Below are 18,761 nucleotides of genomic sequence, written 5' to 3'. Positions count from 1 at the left end.
TCTCAATATATGAGATCGCCAGCCGCGGGCTGGCGCTCGCCCGCGAGGCGGTGCTTCAGTTGTAGGACGAACGCCGAGAAGCACGGGAGGAGGCTGGAATGTCCGCGGAGAAGAGCACGCAGACGCTGGCCGAGAAGGTCTGGAACGCGCACGTCGTGCGCCACGGCGAGGGCGAGGGCGCCGCACGGCAGCCCGACCTCATCTTCATCGACCTCCACCTCGTCCACGAGGTCACCTCGCCCCAGGCCTTCGAGGGCCTGCGCCTCGCGGGACGGAAGCTGCGGCGCCCGGACCTGACGATCGCCACGGAGGACCACAACACGCCGACGCTCGACATCGACAAGCCGATCGCCGACCTCACGAGCCGCACCCAGATCGAGACGCTGCGCAGCAACTGCGCCGAGTTCGGCGTGCGCCTGCACTCCCTCGGTGACAAGGAGCAGGGGATCGTGCACGTCGTCGGACCGCAGCTCGGGCTCACGCAGCCCGGGACCACCGTGGTGTGCGGCGACTCCCACACCTCCACGCACGGCGCGTTCGGCGCCCTCGCCTTCGGCATCGGCACCTCGGAGGTCGAGCACGTCATGGCCACCCAGACGCTCTCGCTCAAGCCGTTCAAGACCATGGCCATCAACGTCGAGGGGACCCTGCGTCCCGGCGTCACCGCGAAGGACATCATCCTCGCCGTCATCGCCAAGATCGGCACCGGCGGGGGACAGGGCTACGTCCTCGAGTACCGCGGCTCCGCGATCCGCTCCCTCTCCATGGACGCGCGCATGACCATCTGCAACATGTCGATCGAGGCCGGCGCGCGCGCCGGGATGATCGCCCCCGACGCGACGACCTACGAGTACCTCAAGGGCCGCCCGCACGCCCCCGAGGGCGACGACTGGGACGCCGCCGTCGAGTACTGGGACACCCTGCACACCGACGAGGGCGCCGTGTTCGACGCCGAGGTCCACCTCGACGCCGACGCGCTCGAACCGTTCGTCACGTGGGGGACCAACCCCGGCCAGGGCGTCTCGCTCTCAGAACGTGTCCCGGGCCCCGAGGACTTCGAGGACGAGAACGCCAAGGCCGCGTGCGAGCGCGCCCTCGACTACATGGGGCTGGCCGCCGGCACCCCCATGAAGGAGATCCGCGTCGACACCGTCTTCCTCGGCTCCTGCACCAACAGCCGCATGGAGGACCTGCGGGCCGCCGCCTCGATCATCCAGGGCCGCGCGAAGGACCCGGACGTGCGGATGATCGTCGTGCCCGGTTCGGCGCGGGTCCGGCTCGAGGCCGAGGCCGAGGGCCTGGACCGCGTCTTCAAGGAGTTCGGCGCCGAGTGGCGCTTCGCCGGCTGCTCGATGTGCCTCGGCATGAACCCCGACCAGCTCTCCGAGGGCGAGCGCTGCGCCTCGACCTCCAACCGCAACTTCGAGGGCCGGCAGGGCAAGGGCGGGCGCACGCACCTTGTCTCCCCGCTCGTCGCCGCCGCGACCGCGGTGCGCGGCACCCTGAGCTCCCCGTCCGACCTGCCGCCGGCCGCCGAGGCCGCCGCCACGGCCGCCGCCTAGGAAAGGTGACCCCATGGAGAAGCTGAGCACCCACACCGGCATCGGCGTCCCGCTGCGCCAGAGCAACGTCGACACCGACCAGATCATCCCGGCCGTCTACCTCAAGCGCATCACGCGCACCGGATTCGAGGACGCGCTCTTCGCCGGATGGCGCAAGAACCCGGAATTCATCCTCAACCAGGAGCCGTTCTCGCGCGGCTCCGTCCTCGTCGCCGGACCCGACTTCGGCACAGGATCCTCCCGCGAGCACGCCGTCTGGGCCCTGAAGGACTACGGCTTCAAGGCCGTGCTGTCCTCCCGCTTCGCCGACATCTTCCGCGGCAACTCCGGCAAGCAGGGCCTCGTCGCCGCCGAGGTCGAGCAGGCGGACATCGAGCTCATCTGGAAGGAGCTGGAGAACCACCCCGGCACCGAGGTCACCGTGGACCTCGCGTCTCGCACCGTCACGTGCGGCTCGCTGACCACCGGATTCGGGATCGACGACTACACGCGCTGGCGGCTCATGGAGGGCCTCGACGACATCGGCCTGACCCTGCAGCACGAGGACGCCATCACGCGCTACGAGGCCACGCGCCCCGCCTTCAAGCCCGCCACGCTCCCCGCCCGCGGCTGAGCCCGGACGGACCGCCCGCGCCCTCCGCGACCGGCTGAATTGCCCGGTTCGCGGGGGGCGTGGCTGTATGCTTGCAGGGACGTTCCGGGCTTCCGGAGTACCGATCAACTGCGAGGTAGTGCATCCATGGGCAAAGTCCTGACGATCCGCGGCGGAGTCCCGCTTCAGGGGAAGGTGAGAGTCAGGGGAGCCAAGAACCTCGTCCCGAAGGCCATGGTCGCCGCGCTGCTCGGCGAGACCCCCTCGGTGCTGCGCAACGTCCCGGAGATCCGGGACGTCGAGATCGTCACCTCCCTCCTGGAGATCCACGGTGTCACCGTCAGCAAGGACCCGGCGACGGGCGACCTGACGCTCGACCCGGCCGGTGCCAAGCAGGCCCCGTCCCGCGAGATCGACGCCCACGCCGGCGACTCCCGCATCCCGATCCTCTTCTGCGGACCCCTGATCCACAGCATCGGCGAGGCCTTCATCCCCGACCTCGGCGGCTGCCGCATCGGCGACCGCCCGATCGACTACCACCTGAACGTGCTGCGCAACTTCGGCGCCGTCGTCGACAAGCGCCCGGGCGGCATCGCGATCTCCGCGCCCCACGGGCTCAAGGGCGCCAAGCTCGAGCTGCCCTACCCGAGCGTCGGCGCGACCGAGCAGGTGCTCCTGACCGCCGTCAAGGCCGAGGGCATCACGGAGCTCAAGAACGCCGCCGTCGAACCCGAGATCATGGACCTGATCTCCGTCCTGCAGAAGATGGGCGCGATCATCTCCGTGCAGACGGACCGCGTCATCCGCATCGAGGGCGTCCCCACGCTCGTCGGCTACAACCACCGCGCGCTGCCCGACCGCAACGAGGGCGCCTCCTGGGCCTCCGCGGCCCTCGTCACGCGCGGCGACATCTACGTCGAGGGCGCCGACCAGGAGGACCTGACCGCGTTCCTGAACACCTACCGCAAGGTCGGCGGCGCGTTCGAGGTCTTCGACGACGGCATCCGCTTCTTCCACCCGGGCGGGGCGCTCAAGCCGCTCGTCTTGGAGACGGACGTGCACCCGGGCTTCATGACCGACTGGCAGCAGCCCCTCGTCGTGGCCCTGACCCAGGCCGAGGGCGTCTCGATCGTGCACGAGACCGTGTACGAGAACCGCTTCGGCTTCACCCAGGCGCTCGTGCGGATGGGCGCGACGATCCAGCTGCACCGCGAGTGCCTCGGCGCCGTGCCGTGCCGCTTCGGCCAGCGCAACTTCCTGCACTCGGCCGTCATCACCGGGCCCGCGAAGCTGCACGGCGCGGATATCGACATCCCCGACCTGCGCGGCGGCTTCTCCCACCTCATCGCGGCGCTCGCCGCCGAGGGGACGAGCCGCGTCACGGGCATCGAGATCATCAACCGCGGCTACGAGCGTTTCATGGGCAAGCTGGCCGCGCTCGGCGCCGACGTCGAGCTGTCCGCCGGGGCCCTCGCGCGCCATGACTGAGACCTTCGGCGCCCGCGCCGTCTTCGCCGTCGTCGCGGGCATCGCCCGGCCCGCGCTCAACCTCATGATGGGCCGGACGTGGGAGCGCTTCGACGCCCTGCCCGAGGGCGGCTTCATCGCCTGCCCGAACCACGTGACCGAGATCGATCCGCTCGTCGTCGGGCACGCTTTCTACAACCACGGCCGCCTGCCGCGCTACCTGGCGAAGGAATCGCTGTTCAAGGTCCCGGTGGTCGGTGCCGTGCTGAGGGCCACCCGGCAGATCCCCGTGGCCCGCAGCACGGTCGGCGCCCAGGAATCCCTGGCCCTGGCCCGCCAGCTCATCGACGAGGGGTCCGTCGCGATCGTGTACCCCGAGGGGACGCTCACTCGCGACCCCGAGGAGTGGCCGATGCGTGGGCGGACCGGGGCGGCACGCCTCGCCCTGCAGACCGGGGCGCCCGTCGTGCCGATCGCGCACTGGGGAGCGCAGCAGGTGCTGCCGCGGTACGGGAAGTCCCTCAAGATCTGGCCGCGCAAGCGCGTCCGCGTGCGCGTCGGGGACCCCGTGGACCTCTCGGACCTGATGGGCCGGCCCGTGACCCGGACCGTGCTCGAGGAGGCGACGTCCCGCATCATCGCCGCCGTCACGGCCGAGGTGGCCGTGCTGCGCGGCGCGGAACCTCCCGCGAAGCCGTGGGATCCCGCAGTGCACGGCCAGAAGGCCACGGGCCGCGATTTCGGCGCAGCGCCCACGGACGGGGAGCAGGCATGAGGCCCGCACCGCGTTCCATCGCGGTCATGGGGGCCGGGAGCTGGGGAACCACCTTCGCCAAGGTCCTCGGCGACGGAGGGCGCGCCGCGGGAACCACGGTGCGGCTCTGGGCGCGACGCACCGAGGTCGCCGAAGAGGTCAACCGGGACCACACCAACTCGGCCTACCTCGGCGAGACCGTCCTGCCGGGGAACATCGTGGCCGGAACGGACCCGGCGTGGGTCCTCGACGGAGCCGAGATCGTCGTCCTGGCCGTACCGGCGCAGACCCTGCGCGAACAGCTCCGCTCCTTCCGCCGGCATATCCCGGAGGGGGCCGTCGTCGTCTCCCTCATGAAGGGCCTCGAGCGCGGCACCGACGCCCGGATGAGCGAGGTCGTGATCGAGGAGTTGGGGCTCGCACCCGCCCGCGTCGCCGTGGTCTCCGGACCCAACCTGGCCATGGAGATCGCCCGCGAGGAACCCACGGCCTCGGTCGTGGCCTGCCTGGACGAGGACACGGCGGCATGGATCGCCGCGGCAGCGACGCCGCGCTACTTCCGGCCCTACACCAACGCCGATGTCGTCGGCGTCGAGCTCGGCGGCATCGTCAAGAACGTCATCGCCCTGGCCGTCGGCATCTGCGACGGGCGGGGGATGGGTGATAACACCAAGGCCTCCGTCATCACGCGCGGACTCGCCGAGACGACGCGGCTGACGCTGGCCCTCGGGGGCAAGGTGGAGACCATGGCCGGGCTCGCGGGCCTCGGCGACCTCGTCGCCACGTGCTCCTCGCCGCTGTCCCGCAACCGCACGGCGGGCCGGCTCCTCGGCGAGGAGCTGACCCTCGAGCAGGTCAACCAGCGCATGACCCAGACCGCGGAGGGCATCAAATCCGGCTCCGCGGTGCTCGACCTGGCCCGGCGCCACGGCGTCGAGATGCCCATCACGCAGGCCGTCGTCGACGTGCTCGAGGGACGGCTGTCCGTCGCCGGCATGGGCGACCGTCTCCTGGGCCGGGACCTGAAATCCGAAGGTGGAAACGCATGACCCAAGATTCCCTCCGCAAGCCGCGCATCGCCCTGCTCTTCGGCGGCCGTTCCTCCGAACACGCGGTCAGCTGCGTCACGGCGGCCGGCGTCCTGAACGCGATCGACCGCGAGAAGTACGACGTCGTCCCCGTGGGCATCACCCGCTCCGGCTCGTGGTCGCTCGTCGAGCAGGACCCCGCCGACTGGTCGCTGTCCTCGGGAGAGGCCCCCGAGGTCGCAGGAGGGACTCCCGTCCGCCTGGCGGACGTCTCCGCCGGCAGCGAGCTGCAGGCGCACGACGGCAACGGGAGCGTGCGCAGTCTCGGGGGAGTGGACCTGGTCTTCCCCCTGCTCCACGGTCCCTTCGGCGAGGACGGCACCCTCCAGGGCCTGCTCGAGCTCGCCGACGTGCCCTACGTGGGCTCCGGGGTCTCCGCGAGCGCGATCGGCATGGACAAGCACTACATGAAGGTGGTCTTCGAGGCGGCCGGCTTCGATGTCGGGCCCTACGTCGTCATCACGGACAAGGAATGGCAGCGCGATCCCGAGGCCGCGCTCGCGACCTCCGGGCGACTCGACTACCCGCTCTTCGTCAAGCCGGCGCGGGCGGGGTCCTCGGTCGGGATCAGCCGCGTCGACGACCCCTCGCAGCTGCGTGCCGCCGTCGAGGCGGCCCGCGAGCACGATCCAAAGGTCGTCATCGAGGCCGGGATCACGGGCCGGGAGATCGAGTGCGGCGTCCTCGAGGGACGCGGCGCCTCGCCGGCCCGCGCCTCCCTTCCCGGGGAGATCGCCGTGGAGGCCGGCGCGCACACCTTCTACGACTTCGAGGCCAAGTACGTCGACGGCGCCGCCGCGACGCTCAGCTGCCCGGCCGAGCTGCCGGAGGGCGCGGGCGAGGAGCTCGGGCGGCTCGCCGTGGCCGCGTTCGACGCCGTCGGAGCCGAGGGCCTGGCCCGCGTGGACTTCTTCTACACCCCCGACGGCCGGTGGGTCATCAACGAGATCAACACCATGCCCGGCTTCACGCCCATCAGCATGTACCCGCAGATGTGGGCGGCCTCCGGGCTGCCCTACCGCGAGCTCATCGACGAGCTGATCTGGCTCGCGATGAACCGGCGGACCGGGCTGCGCTAGGCACGTTCGTCAGGGCAGCTCGAGGTCCTGATCCACCGAGGTGCACTCGCGGTCGGCGGGAATGCGGCCCGCCGCCGCGGCGAGCTCGGCGAGCACCGTGCTCGAGGCCACGGCCGTCGGGTCGAAAAGGACCTCCGTGGCGGGCTCGCGGCCGTAAGTGGTCAGTGTCCACGCGGGGTCTCCCTCACGGGCCACCCAGTCGACGCCGTTGACGCTCACGCACGGATCCGTCGTGGGGCCGGGGATCGGCACGCCGCAGCGCAGGACGACGTGCGACGGATCGCCCCAGGCCGAGGTGGCCTGGCTGTTGGTGGGGCGCTGGGAGTGGCCGGCGAGCTCGTCCGGGAGGACGACCATCATGTCCGCGCAGCGGGGATCGTTGGCATTTTCCGCCGACTCGACGTCCAGCGGAACCGAACAGGCGGTCAGGAGCGCCGCCGCGGCGCACAGGGCCGCGGCCGCCGCGGGCCTCCGGAGGGGAAAATTGGTCACCATGGGATACTATCGGTAGCTGCGGAGCGTCATGGGAACGCGCGCTCCGTGCCATGGGGGGCAATAGCGTTGCTCCTCCGTGTCCAGAGACCGAGGGAGTCGCATGACCGGCGTGAACGAACTGATGGGCCAAGACCACGAGCCCGCCGCGCGGAAGCCGCGGAAGCGCCGCCCCGTGGTCGTGGTGATCGTCTCCCTGCTCGTCCTCGTAGCCGTCGCCGGGGCCATCGCCTTCGGCTACCTCTTCAGCCTCATGAACTCCTTCGAATCCAAGGCCCAGCGCATCGAGTCCGTCTTCCCGAGCGACGCGGCCCGCCCCGAGACGTCCGACGCCAATAAGGACGCCCTCAATTTCCTTCTCATCGGCTCCGACGTCCGTGGTGGCAGCGGCGAGACGGAGGACCTGCCGTCCGTGCCCAATGGCGGCCGCTCCGACACGATGATGCTCGTGAACATCCCCGGGGACCGCAGCTCGATCAACGTCATGTCGGTCATGCGGGACACGTGGGTCGAGATTCCCGGCCAGGGCTCGCACAAGATCAACGCAGCCTTGGCCTTCGGGGGCATCCCGTTGCTCGTCGAGACGCTCGAGGGCATGTTCGAGGTGCCGATCGACCACGTGGCGATCATCGACTTCGAGGGTTTCCAGTCCCTGACCGACGCCCTCGGCGGGGTCACGGTGAACAACCCCCGCGCCTTCACCTCGACCGGTTCCCAGGGGGAGCACTTCCCGGCCGGGCCGGTGTTGCTCGATGGGGAATCGGCGCTCAAGTTCGTCCGGGAGCGCAAGCAGTTCAGCGACGGCGACTACTCGCGCGTCGCCAACCAGCAGCTCTTCCTCAAGTCGCTCATGTCCTCGTTCCTGACCCCCGATACCCTGCTGAACCCGGGCAGGATCTCCACGATCGTCGACGAATTCTCCCCCTATGTCTCCGTCGACGAGGGCCTGGGAGGGGCCGAGATCGGCCAGCTTGCCGTCGGCCTGCGCGACGTCCGCTCCGGCGACGTCCACGCCTTCACCCTGCCCAACCGGGGCGTCGGCCGCTCCGCCGATGGTCAGTCGATCGTCGTCAACGATCCCGAGGCCGTGGGTGCGATCGGCGAAGCGCTCCGGGACGACGCCTTGACGGCGTACGTCGTCGAGAACGGAATCGGGAACTAGGGATGGGTCGGCGTTGGCGCGAGCGGCGTCCGGGAGCCCCGGCGGCCGCCGGGGCGGTCCTGGCCGCCGTCCTGCTTGGCGCCGCCGTGGGCGCTCCGCCGGCGGCCGCCGAGCCGCTTCCCGTGGTCCAGGCCACGGAGACCCCTCCGCCGGCCACCGAGCCAGTGGACCCGGACCCGGGCACCGGGGACCCGACGACGGGCCCGACGCAGGATCCGACGCCCTCCACCACGGCCCCCGCCGCGCCGACCACGGCCCCCCGGCCGTCGTCGAGCCGTCGCCCCTCCGTTCCGGCCCCCACGCCGACGGCCCAGCGACCGACCGCGCCCGCGGCCGCCGTCGACCCCCGCACGGGCTTCGCAGTCGACGCCTCTTCCGGCTTCCTGGTGCACCCGCGGACGGGACTGCTCATCAATCCCGCGAGCGGAATCATGGTGGTTCGGGGATCGCTGGCCCCGAGCGGCTTCCAGTACGACTTCGCCTCACGTCAAGTCCTCTATGCCTCGACGCCGACACCGGGCGCGCCGGAGTCCGCCGCCCCCGAGAGCACGAGTGCCGAATCACCCACGAGCAGTGAGGCGTCCACCGCACCCGCGGCGGCATCCTCGGCTTCGGCCGGCGTCCCCTCCAGCCCGGCGCCCTCCAGCACGCCTTCGCCCGAGCCCGCCACCGCGGACACGGAGCAGGCCTCATCGGCCACCGGTTGGGGCGGCCAGATGCTGGTCCACGTCCTCCTGGGTGCCGGCGTCCTGACGTTGGGCGTCTGGTACTACCTCAAGGTCTTCCGGGCCCCCCGGCGAGGGGCGGGCAAGTGAGGCGGCTCCTGGCACTGCGGCATACTGTGCGACGCCACTTGCGCGAGGATCCCGTGGCCTTCTGGCTGCGGCTGTGGGGCCGCAAGTCGACGCCGGGACTGCAGCGGTGGCTGCGGCGAATGGACTCGATCCTGGCCGTCGCCCCGGCCTCGCGCCTCGGCGTGATGACGGCCCTGCTCGTCGGCGACGCCCGGATCCTGCGCCATCGACTCACCGTGGCCCTGGAGAAGGCCCCCCGGGGCGCGCGGGCCAAGTACCTGGCCGATGTGTCCCTCGCGGGGGAGCTGCCGGCACTCGGCCAGACCTTCGCCACCCGCATGGATCCAGCAGCGGACGGCGGGGGCACCACCTGGGCCAAGATCCACTGGTACAACGGGCGGGTCAGCGAGGCCATCAACTGCCTCCGCGAGGACGACGCGCGCACGCGGCGGCTCCGCGAACGCTACCTCGCCGAGCAGGACGTCTACGGCCGGTGGACCCCCGTCGTCGAAGCGGTCCCGGACTACGAGCCCCGCGAACGGGTGGTGCTGCACCTGCTCAACAATTCCCTGCCCTACACCCAGACGGGCTACACGAAGCGCTCGCATTCCCTGTTGAGCGCCCAGCACGAGCTGGGCTGGGACGTGCACGCGGCGACGCGACTCGGCTACCCCGAGACGCTCGGCATCCTCGGCCCCAGCCGGAAACACGACATCGACGGCGTCCGCTACCACCGCCTGCTCTCCCGAAACGGCATCCCCAACCTCCGCGACCGGCTGCAGGAGGAGGCCGAGCAGCTGCTGGCTCTCGTCCTGGACGTCAGGCCGTCCGTGCTCCACACCACCACGCACTTCGTCAACGGACTCGTCGTGCGCGCCGTGGCCGAAGCCACGGGGCTGCCCTGGATCTACGAGGTCCGCGGTCAGCTCGCCGACACCTGGGTCTCGAAGCGGAGCCCCGAGGCCGCCACCTCCGAGCGCTACCTCGACTTCACCCGGCGCGAAACCGACGTGATGCTGTCCGCCGACCTCGTCTTCACCCTGGGCCACGCCATGCGTCAACGCATCATCGGGTTCGGCGTCGACCCGGCCCGCGTCCTGCTATCACCGAACGCCGTCGGCGATGCCTACTTGGACATGCCGCCACCGCCGCGCGTCGCCCGCTCGGAGATGGGCCTGGACCCCGAGCCGCTGCTCGTCGGGACCGTCTCGAGCCTCATCGGCTACGAGGGCATCGACGACCTCGTCGAGGCCTACGCGATCCTCCGCAGGGAACGCGATGACGTCCGGCTCAAGGTCGTCGGCGACGGGCCGGCCCTCTCGGAACTGCGGCTGCAGGCCGCCGCGCTCGGCCTCGATCCGCACGAGGTCTTCCCCGGCCGGGTCAGCGCAGAGCGTGCCGTCCGCTACCACCGGGCCATGGACGTTTTCGTGGTGCCCCGCAAGGACTTCGCCGTCACGCGATCCGTCACCCCCCTGAAGCCCGTAGAGGCGATGGCCACGTGCCGGCCCGTCGTGGCCTCCGACCTCCCTGCGCTGCGGGAAATGGTCGTCCCCGGCGTGACGGGGCTATGCGTTCCTGCCAGCGACCCGGCGGCGTTGGCGCGTGCGATCGAGACTCTGCTCGACGATGGGAGCCAGCGGGCCGCGATGGGACGGGCGGGCCGGTCCGTGGTGCTCGAGACCCGGACGTGGCAGCGCGTCGCGGAACTGAGCATCGCCCGCTATGGACAATTGCGCGCCGAGGTGGTGGATCAGTGACGGCATCCAACGGAGAGAGCGGGCCGGAAGCGGAAGCCAGCGAGTTGGTCTTCGTCGACGTCACCGGGCTCAAGGTCCAGGGCTCGCGCGACGGACTGGCCGATGAGCTGGTCAAGATCTGGGACGCCCGCGGCTACATGTTCCACGAGGCCCGCGCCCATGTGCAGGGATCTACGCGCGGCCAACGCCTGGGCAGCCTCTGGCTGATCCTCAATCCGATCCTCAATGGGGCCATGTACTACGTGGTCTTCGGCATCATCCTGCAGACGAGCCGGGGGATCGAGAACTTCATCGGCTTCCTGCTCATTGGCGTGTTCTTCTTCCAGTTGACGACCAAGTGCATCACGGGGTCCTCGACGTCTCTCCTGAAACAACGAGGGGGAACGGCGGGAACGCGCCTGCCGCCGGCCACGGCGCCCGTCGTCGTCAATCTCCGGACCTGGCTCAGCGGCTTCCCCAGCTACCTCGTGCTGCTGTTGATCATCATCATCCTCCCTCCCCAGGAGGTCTTCTCGCCGCTCGCGCTGCTCGTGGTGCCCATCATCGCCGCGCAGATGGCCCTGAACCTGGGCCTTTCGCTCCTGGCCGCGCACTTCGTCGGCCTCGTGCCAGACCTGCAGAACCTGCTCAGCATCGCGGTGCGCGCGTGGATGTTCGGCTCCGGTGTGATGTTCGCGGCCGAGCGCTTCGCCGATCTGGGGCCCGCCGTCGCGACGGCCATCCACTGGAACCCGATGTACTGGATCCTCGAGCATGCCCGCTCCGTGCTCATCTACAACACGCTCCCGGACCCCGAGGGCTGGCTCATCATCCTCTTCTGGGCCGCGCTCTCCCTGGCGCTGGGCACGCTTTTGGTCTGGCGGCGCGGAGGCCGCTACGGTGAACGGGCAACGGAAGGCGGCGATGACGGAATCGACTAGCACCTCGGTAGTGCGGCCCCGGGCCTTCCTCCATGAGGTCCGGTACGAGCGTCCGGCCAAGGGCCGCGTTGCCGCCGGACCCGCGCTCCGGGACCTGACGTTCCTCGTGGCGCCCGGAGAGGCCGTGGGAGTCCTCGGCACCCGCAAGGACGGGGCGGACGACGTCGTCGACCTGGTCTGCGGCTCCACCGCCCCGGACCGGGGGACGGTTTACGTCGAGGAGTCCGTGGCGACGGTCACCCGGGCCACGGCGTTTACCCTCGACGAGTCGCTCCAGTTCAACATGGAGCGCGTCGCCATGGGCTACGGGATCAACGGAGCCGCCCTGAAGTCGACCGTCCGGCTGGTGGGGGAGGAGGCCGAAGCCGCCGAGGACCTGCCCCGCCTCGTCGCCGATTGCGAGGAACTCGTCATCGAACGCGTCCGGCTCTGCCTCGCGCTGGCCACCGGCGCGCCCCTGCTGCTGCTGGACGAACCCGCGGCCCAGGGCAGGGCCCTCACCTCCGACGACGCCGCGGAGCGTCTGGGCCGCTACCTCCGGCAGGGCGGGTCGATGCTCGTGGTGAGCAAGAGCCCGCGCCTTCTGTCCCAGCTCACCGAGAGGTCATTGTGGCTTCACGAGGGCGAAGTGCTCGCGGAAGGACCGTCGGCGACCGTCGCCCGTAGATTCCGCCAACACGCCCAGGCCGTCAAGGACGGAGACCGGAACCTCGCGCGGCAACTGCTGCGCCGCTTCCGCCGTCAACACAAGCCAGCCCGTTACCTCCTTCAGGAAGGCGGTCGGCGCCGCGCATGACTTCCAGGGACCAGAGCTCCACCGCCGCGCCCCTGGAGCGCGCCCTCATCCACCGGGTCCGCCAGGACCCGGCGGCCATGGCGGACGAGATCGTCCGCCTGCGCCGCCTCGCGAGGGATAACGCCGAGCAGATCCACCACTTGGAGAACGAGGCCGCGAGCCTGCAGGCGGCGGCGGGGAAGGCCGCGGAGAAGCTCGCCAAGGCCGTGCGCCGGCGCGAGCGGCTCGAGTTGATGCTGGAGCGCCAAACGGAGCGGGTGGCCAAGTACAAGACGGCCTATGAGCAGTTGAGGTCCGTTCCCCATCTGAAGACGGCGGCGGCGGTGCTGCAGCCGGTCGTCACGACGCGCAGGTTGTGGGCGAAGGCGGCCCGTGGAAGGAAGCCGCGCCCCGCCGTCGAGCCGCCCGGGCCGGCGCTGGATCCGGCCAACGGAGCCGCCGCGCGGACCGTTCCTGCGGCCACAGGCGCCTCGTCGGAGTCCCCGGCACCCGCTGCGGGGCTGACGCGCGCGGTCCTCGAGGCCAAGCAGGACTTCTTCGTGAACGGCCGGATCGGCGTCCCGGCCGAAGAGCTGCGCAGGGCATGGGACGGCGCGGACACGGAAGAGCGCGAAGCGCTCAGCGAGCGGGATGCGGCCTTCGTCGGGCAGCTGTTCGGCATGGAACGCCTCGCCTCGACCCCCCCGGAGCCGGGACCGCGCCAGCCGGGGCCCGGTTACGTGCCCGTGCGCGGGCGCGTGATGTATTGCGCGCACAGCACCGGACGCTTCAACAGCAACGGCTACTCCACCCGGACGGCGGGACTGGTCCAGGCGCTCTCCGAGACGGGAAGCGACGTCTTCGTCGCGGCGCGGCCGGGCTATCCCTGGGACGTGAAGACGAGCGAGCAGCCACCCGGCAGGACGCGCTTCGAGCAGGAGATCGACGGCGTCCGCCACGTCTTCAACCCCGGACCCCGCTGGACCCGTGACCCCCTTGACACCTACGTCCTCCACGCGGCGGATGCCTTCGTGCGCGAGGCCATGGTCAATCGCCCCGCTGTCATCCACGCAGCCTCCAACCACGTCACGGCCCTGCCCGCCCTCCTGGCGGCGCGCCGCCTCGGCCTCCCCTTCATCTACGAGGTCCGGGGCCTGTGGGAGGTGACGGAAGCCGCTGGGCATGCGCGGGAGTGGCTGGAGAGCGATCGCTTCGATCTCGCCGTGCGCCTCGAGACGCTCGTCGCGACGTCGGCGGACCGGGTCCTGGCGATCACCGAGGAGGTCAGGGACGAGCTGGTCCGCCGCGGCGTCGATCCCGCCCGGATCCGGATCGTCCCCAACGCGGCCGACACCTCCCGCTTTGTTCCGGTCCCGCCGGACCGGAAGCTGGCCAAGAAGCTCGGGCTCGTGCCGGGGCAGTTCGTCGTCGGCTACGCGGGCAGCCTCGTGGCCTACGAAGGGCTTGAGGTGCTGCTCGTGGCGCACCGGCAACTGCTGGAGGCCGTTCCCGACGCGCGCCTGGTCATCGTGGGTGACGGCCCCGCCGGCGAGGCGCTGAAGAAGAGGGCGACGGAGCTCGGGATCAACGAGCACGTCACCTTCACGGGCCGCGTCCCCGCCGAGATGATCCCGCGGTACCTGAGCCTCTTCGACGTGGCCCCCTGCCCCCGCGTGAGCAACATGGTCACGGAGATGGTGTCCCCGCTCAAGCCGCTCGAGGCCATGGCCGCCGGCCGCTGCGTCGTCGCGTCCGACGTCGCACCGCTCCGGCACCTTCTCGGTCCCGACGGCGTCCGCGGCGTCCTGGTCCCCGCGGGCTCGAGCCGCGCCCTTGCGGACGCGCTCAAACATCTTGCTGGCGATGCCCGTCACCGGGCCGACCTGGGCCGTGCGGCCCGCGCGTGGGCCGTCGAGGAGAGGTCCTGGCCCGCGATCGCGCGCGCCGTGCGCACGGAGCACCGCGTGGTCGAACGGGACGCTCACGTGGAGGGAGGCCGGGCGCTCCGGGAGGTCACGGTTGGCCTGATCGCCGACGAGTTCACCACCACGGCACTGGCCCCCGAATGCCGCATCGTCCGGATCGCCCCGCCGGGGGAGTGGGACCGGCAGCTCGACGAGGCGCCCTTCGACGTGCTCGTCGTCGAATCGGCGTGGTCGGGCAACGGTGGCTCGTGGCACCGGAAGGTCGGCTATTACGGCGAGCAGGAGTTCGACGAGCTGAAGCGGCTCGTCGAGGCGTGCCGGCGGCGCGGCATTCCCACGATCTTCTGGAACAAGGAAGACCCCGTGCACGTGGAGCGGTTCCTGCCGACGGCGGCGGAGTTCGACCACGTCTTCACCACGGACGCCGACTGCATTCCCCGGTACCTCGCCCATCCGGAGCGCCGCGCCGCCACGGTCGCGGCGCTGCCCTTCTTCGCCCAGGCGGAACTTCACCGGCCCTTCGGGAGCGACCGCCCGTTCGAGCCCTCCGTGGCCTACGGCGGCTCGTTCTACGGAGACCGCTATCCCCAACGCAGCCGGGAACTGGCCCGCATCCTCGACGGGGTGGGCGGCCATGGCCTGACGATCTACGACCGGCAGGTCAACCACCCCGACAGCCCCTACCGCTTCCCGGACCGGCTGGCCGGATTCGTCCGCGGCGGCCTCGACTACGCCGAGATGGTGAAGGCCTACACGTCCCATCCGGTGCACGTGAACGTCAACTCCGTGGATGCATCGCCGACGATGTTCTCCCGCCGGGTGATGGAGCTCGCGGCCTGCGGCACACCCGTGATCAGCGGCGCGGGCCGGGGCGTCGCGACGTTCTTCGGCGAGCAGGTGCCCCAGGCGGGCACCGCCGACGAGGCCTCGGCGCTGGCCGAGTACTGGCTGAACGACGAAGCGGCACGTAACGCCGACGGCTGGGCCCTCCATCGGACGGTCTACCGAGCGCATCTGGCCTCCCACCGGCTCGCGTTGATGCTCCGTACGGCCGGTCTCGTTGTCGCCGTCCCCGCTGTGCCGGCCTACGTTCTCGAGCTCGCGTCCTTGGACGAGCCCGCCGCCGTTGACGTGCTGCGGCAGACGCACCGACCCCTCGCGGTCCACGTCGCCGATCGCGGCGAGGTCACGGAGTCGGCCAGGGAGCGTCTGATGCGGGCCGGGATCCCGGTCCACCTCGGCCACGACGAGGCGGCTCCCGGGGACGTACCCCGTGCGTTCCTGGACCGCTGGGCCGGCGATCCGGTGTTGGCGGAGGACCTCGCGCGCAGCTACGCCCTCGCGGGGACCACCGCAGAGCTCCAGGACCATGACCTCGAAGAATGCGGCCATTCCCTGCTCGAGACGCGGGCGGCCGTCGGCGGCCGGCCGTGGTTCGGCCTGCCGCCGGAAGTCGGCGCCCGGGTCGTAGGCGTCCGCCGGGCCCTTCCCGTCGTTCCGGAGCGGGAGGCCTCCGCCGTCGTCGAGCCGGAGCAGCCAGCCGAGGCGCGCACCGTTCTCGTGGCGGGCCACGACCTCAAGTTCGCGGGCGGGATCATGGACCGTCTCCGCGCATCCGGCCACACCGTCCTGATCGACCACTGGGCCGACCACGACCAGCACGACGCGGCGGCGAGCCGAGAGCTCCTGGCGAGCGCCGACGTCGTCTTCTGCGAATGGTCCCTTGGAAACGCGGCATGGTATGCCCGCAACAAGCGCCCCGGCCAGCGACTGACCGTCAGGTTCCACTCGCAGGAGCTGTTCACGGGGCTGCCGGGACGCACGCAGCTCGGTCGCGTCGACCACACGGTCTTCGTCGGCGAGCTGATCCGTTCGATGGCGGCGCGCAAGTTCGGCCACGACCCGGCACGTACCTCCGTGGTTCCGAACGCCGTCGATGCCCGCTTGTTCGACGCCGCGAAGGACCCCGCGGCGCGCTTTGTGCTCGGCCTCGTGGGGATCGTCCCGGCGCAGAAGCACCTGGACCGCGCTCTCGACGTCCTCGCCGGGCTCCGCGCCGTCGACGACCGCTACGTGCTGCGGATCAAGGGCAAGACCCCGGCCGACTACCCCTGGATGGCCAAGCGCCCCGAGGAGATGGCGTACTACGACGAGCAGTTCCGACGCCTCGAGGAGGACCCGCTCCTCGCGGGCGCCGTTCACTTCGACGCCCACGGGGACGACATGGCCGAGTGGTACCGCACGGTCGGAACCGTGCTGTCCGTCAGCGACTTCGAGTCCTTCCACCTCACCCTGGCCGACGGCGCCGCGTCGGGTGCGCTTCCGGTCAGCCTGGCCTGGGCCGGCGCGGAGTCGATCTACCCCGGACACTGGCTGCACCTGTCCACCGCCTCCATGGTGGAGCGGATCCTTGCGGTCTGTTCCGAGCCGGACGCGTGGGCACGGGCCACCACCGAAGCGCGGGACTACGCCCGCGAGCACTTCCACGAGGACGACGTCCTGGCCCGCCTGGAGGAGGTCATTCTGGGAGCACCCGCCGGGGACGGGACGGGGACCCCGTGAGGCTCCGCGCCGTCGTCGCCGGCTCCGGCCCCGTGCCGGCCGAGGCGGGTGCGGCCGAGCCATCGCCCGGACTGCACGTGTGGGGGAGCGACTTCCTCCATTGGGACGGCCCGCGCGGCTACGCCCTGGACGGGGCGAGCGTCCTCGGCGACGTCGCCGTCACCCGGCCCGAGGAGGCCGCGGCATGCCTCGGCGGACGGGCGTCCACCACGCGGCGGATCGCCGAGACCTGGGGGGAGCGGGCCCGCAACCCGTCCTGCCTCGTCGTCGTGGACCGGGACGAGGGCCTCGCGCTCTTCCTCCCCGACCCGCTCGGCGGCTGCCTCGTGTGGAGGCTGGCCGCCGGGCCGTTCGACCTCGTCTCGAGCGACCTCGTCTCGCTCGTGGAGGTCGCCGCCGTGCTGGGCCACGCGCCCCGCAAATCGGTCGACTTCCAGCTCGAGCGCATGGTCCTGGGCAACGGCGGGCTCACGCCGGCCAGCTACGACGGCGTGGAACGTGCGGAGATGTTCGGGTACTGGACCCTCTCGTCCACCGGCGTCGTTGCCGGAAGGTACAGTTCCGTCGTCGACGCCGTGGACGAGGAGAAGGGCTACGGCGAGGCGCTGGCCTCCGTCCGGCAGGAGGTGATCGACGCCGTCACGGCGATCGCACGCCTTCCCGCGAGCCACCGCGTCGCCCACCTGACGGGCGGATTCGACTCCCGGCTGGTGCTCGGGGCCATCCTGGAAACCGGCACGCAGAAGGACTTCCAGTTCTTCTGCTCCGGCCCCGAAGGCACGCACGACCGGGCCGTGGCCGACGGGCTCACGGCCCGCTTCGGCCTGCAGCGCACCGACAGCGCGGGACTCTCACCCACCCCGCTGGGCGCCCTCCACGAGCGGCTCACCGCGCCCATCTTCCACTCGGGCGGCCTCACCGCGAGCGGACCGGTCGGCGGGGAGCGCCCGCAAGGCGTCGTCGCCGTGGGCGGGGGCTACGGGGAGGTCCTGCGCAGCTGGTATTCCGTGCGCTGGCCCGAGGCCCCCGCGGATCCCGCGGATCCGCTCGAGCTGCTGGCCCGGCTGACGGGCGCCACCCCCGAGGGCGGCGGCCTGCTGACGGCCGGCGCCTACGAGGGGATCGGACGCCGCCTCGCCGGACACTGGAAGGCCGCGGCGGCCGCGGGACACCCGCGGGACTTCATCGGCGACGTCCTGTACTCGCAGATCCGCAACCGCTACCACATCGGACAGAACTCCGTGCTCTGGAGCCGCACCGGCGCGCGGTTCGATCCGCTGTACTCCGTCGACGGGTTCGCCGCCGCACGCCAGCTGCCGCTCGAGGCGCGGTCGGCCAACGTCCTGGGTTTCGACCTCATGCGCGGCCTGGCCGGCGACCTGGCCGGCTATCCGTTCGACAAGGACCGGATCAACGAGGCCTACCTCCGCCAGCGGCGGGCGCCACGCCCGCGGTCCTTCCCGGAACCCGCGCGGATCGGTCCCGTGTCCCGCTTCGTCGCCGAACACGGACCCGTCGGGGACCTGCCGGCCGGCCTGGATGACCTCGCGGTCGCGGCGCCGGCCCTCGGCCCCGACGCGCGCCGGGAGCTCGTGGAGCGGGCCAACACGCTCGGCGTCAACTACTGGCAGCTCACGAGCCTCGACGGAGCCCACGCGTCCTTGCGCACGGCCCTCGAGCGGCTCGACGCCGAGCGGTACGCCGGCAGCCTGAATCTCGAGTACGTCCGGCATCTGGCGAACTACGAGGCGCGGACCCGGCAGGAGGTGAGGGGCGTGTACAGCGCCCTGACGCTCATCGCCTGGCTCGGGCTCGACTAGCTAGCCGCT

Annotated in this window: 14 protein-coding genes; 13 read left to right on the top strand and 1 reads right to left on the bottom strand. The window is 71.2% G+C overall.

What is annotated here, in order from left to right; genetic code table 11:
- Nucleotides 1-98: 98 nt before the first annotated feature.
- The 6 genes from leuC to AC0QR5_RS04665 all read left to right on the top strand — a co-directional run bounded on the left by leuC (nt 99) and on the right by AC0QR5_RS04665 (nt 6,542).
- Nucleotides 99-1,562, top strand: a complete 1,464-nt coding sequence (leuC, locus tag AC0QR5_RS04690) for a 3-isopropylmalate dehydratase large subunit (protein WP_329860865.1) — start codon at nt 99-101, stop codon at nt 1,560-1,562.
- 13 nt (nt 1,563-1,575) lie between these two features.
- Nucleotides 1,576-2,175, top strand: coding sequence for a 3-isopropylmalate dehydratase small subunit (gene leuD, locus AC0QR5_RS04685; RefSeq protein WP_329860863.1), 600 nt, complete (start codon nt 1,576-1,578; stop codon nt 2,173-2,175).
- A gap of 126 nt (nt 2,176-2,301) precedes the next feature.
- On the top strand, nt 2,302-3,642 hold the full coding sequence (murA, locus tag AC0QR5_RS04680) for a UDP-N-acetylglucosamine 1-carboxyvinyltransferase (RefSeq protein WP_329860862.1): 1,341 nt from the start codon (nt 2,302-2,304) through the stop codon (nt 3,640-3,642).
- Nucleotides 3,635-4,396, top strand: a complete 762-nt coding sequence (locus AC0QR5_RS04675) for a lysophospholipid acyltransferase family protein (RefSeq protein ID WP_329860861.1) — start codon at nt 3,635-3,637, stop codon at nt 4,394-4,396. Before murA ends, AC0QR5_RS04675 begins: the two co-directional genes overlap by 8 nt.
- Nucleotides 4,393-5,424: an NAD(P)H-dependent glycerol-3-phosphate dehydrogenase gene (locus AC0QR5_RS04670; RefSeq protein ID WP_329860860.1), complete on the top strand. Its 1,032-nt coding sequence runs from the start codon at nt 4,393-4,395 to the stop codon at nt 5,422-5,424. The genes AC0QR5_RS04675 and AC0QR5_RS04670 overlap by 4 nt, the downstream gene beginning before the upstream one ends.
- Entirely contained in the window at nt 5,421-6,542 is a 1,122-nt protein-coding gene (locus AC0QR5_RS04665) for a D-alanine--D-alanine ligase family protein (RefSeq protein ID WP_329860858.1), read from the top strand. Before AC0QR5_RS04670 ends, AC0QR5_RS04665 begins: the two co-directional genes overlap by 4 nt.
- A gap of 9 nt (nt 6,543-6,551) precedes the next feature.
- On the opposite strand, the gene AC0QR5_RS04660 is transcribed toward AC0QR5_RS04665, so the two are convergent.
- Nucleotides 6,552-7,037, bottom strand: coding sequence for a DUF3515 domain-containing protein (locus AC0QR5_RS04660; RefSeq protein WP_430970710.1), 486 nt, complete (start codon nt 7,035-7,037; stop codon nt 6,552-6,554).
- Nucleotides 7,038-7,137: 100 nt separating this feature from the next.
- Between AC0QR5_RS04660 and AC0QR5_RS04655 the strand changes: the two genes are divergently transcribed.
- The 7 genes from AC0QR5_RS04655 to AC0QR5_RS04625 are packed head-to-tail and all read left to right on the top strand — an operon-like array spanning nt 7,138 to nt 18,752.
- Nucleotides 7,138-8,196, top strand: a complete 1,059-nt coding sequence (locus AC0QR5_RS04655) for an LCP family protein (RefSeq protein WP_329860855.1) — start codon at nt 7,138-7,140, stop codon at nt 8,194-8,196.
- A 2-nt stretch (nt 8,197-8,198) separates the two neighbouring features.
- Nucleotides 8,199-9,011: a hypothetical protein gene (locus AC0QR5_RS04650; protein WP_329860853.1), complete on the top strand. Its 813-nt coding sequence runs from the start codon at nt 8,199-8,201 to the stop codon at nt 9,009-9,011.
- A 53-nt stretch (nt 9,012-9,064) separates the two neighbouring features.
- Complete coding sequence (locus tag AC0QR5_RS04645) at nt 9,065-10,750, top strand: glycosyltransferase family 4 protein (RefSeq protein WP_329860852.1); 1,686 nt, start codon at nt 9,065-9,067, stop codon at nt 10,748-10,750.
- Nucleotides 10,747-11,670 (top strand): ABC transporter permease, encoded by a 924-nt coding sequence (locus AC0QR5_RS04640; protein ID WP_329860851.1) that lies wholly within the window; start codon nt 10,747-10,749, stop codon nt 11,668-11,670. The genes AC0QR5_RS04645 and AC0QR5_RS04640 overlap by 4 nt, the downstream gene beginning before the upstream one ends.
- The gene (locus tag AC0QR5_RS04635; RefSeq protein ID WP_329860850.1) at nt 11,654-12,466 is read left to right on the top strand and encodes a hypothetical protein; all 813 of its coding nucleotides are present in this window, start codon (nt 11,654-11,656) and stop codon (nt 12,464-12,466) included. The genes AC0QR5_RS04640 and AC0QR5_RS04635 overlap by 17 nt, the downstream gene beginning before the upstream one ends.
- Entirely contained in the window at nt 12,463-16,932 is a 4,470-nt protein-coding gene (locus AC0QR5_RS04630; protein ID WP_329860849.1) for a glycosyltransferase, read from the top strand. Before AC0QR5_RS04635 ends, AC0QR5_RS04630 begins: the two co-directional genes overlap by 4 nt.
- Nucleotides 16,929-18,752, top strand: coding sequence for a hypothetical protein (locus AC0QR5_RS04625; protein WP_329860848.1), 1,824 nt, complete (start codon nt 16,929-16,931; stop codon nt 18,750-18,752). Before AC0QR5_RS04630 ends, AC0QR5_RS04625 begins: the two co-directional genes overlap by 4 nt.
- Nucleotides 18,753-18,761: the final 9 nt, after the last annotated feature.

The organism is Arthrobacter sp. J156 (genome assembly GCF_056172865.1).
The sequence above is the reverse complement of the archived record's forward strand: the minus strand, read 5'-3'. Positions and strand labels throughout refer to the sequence as shown.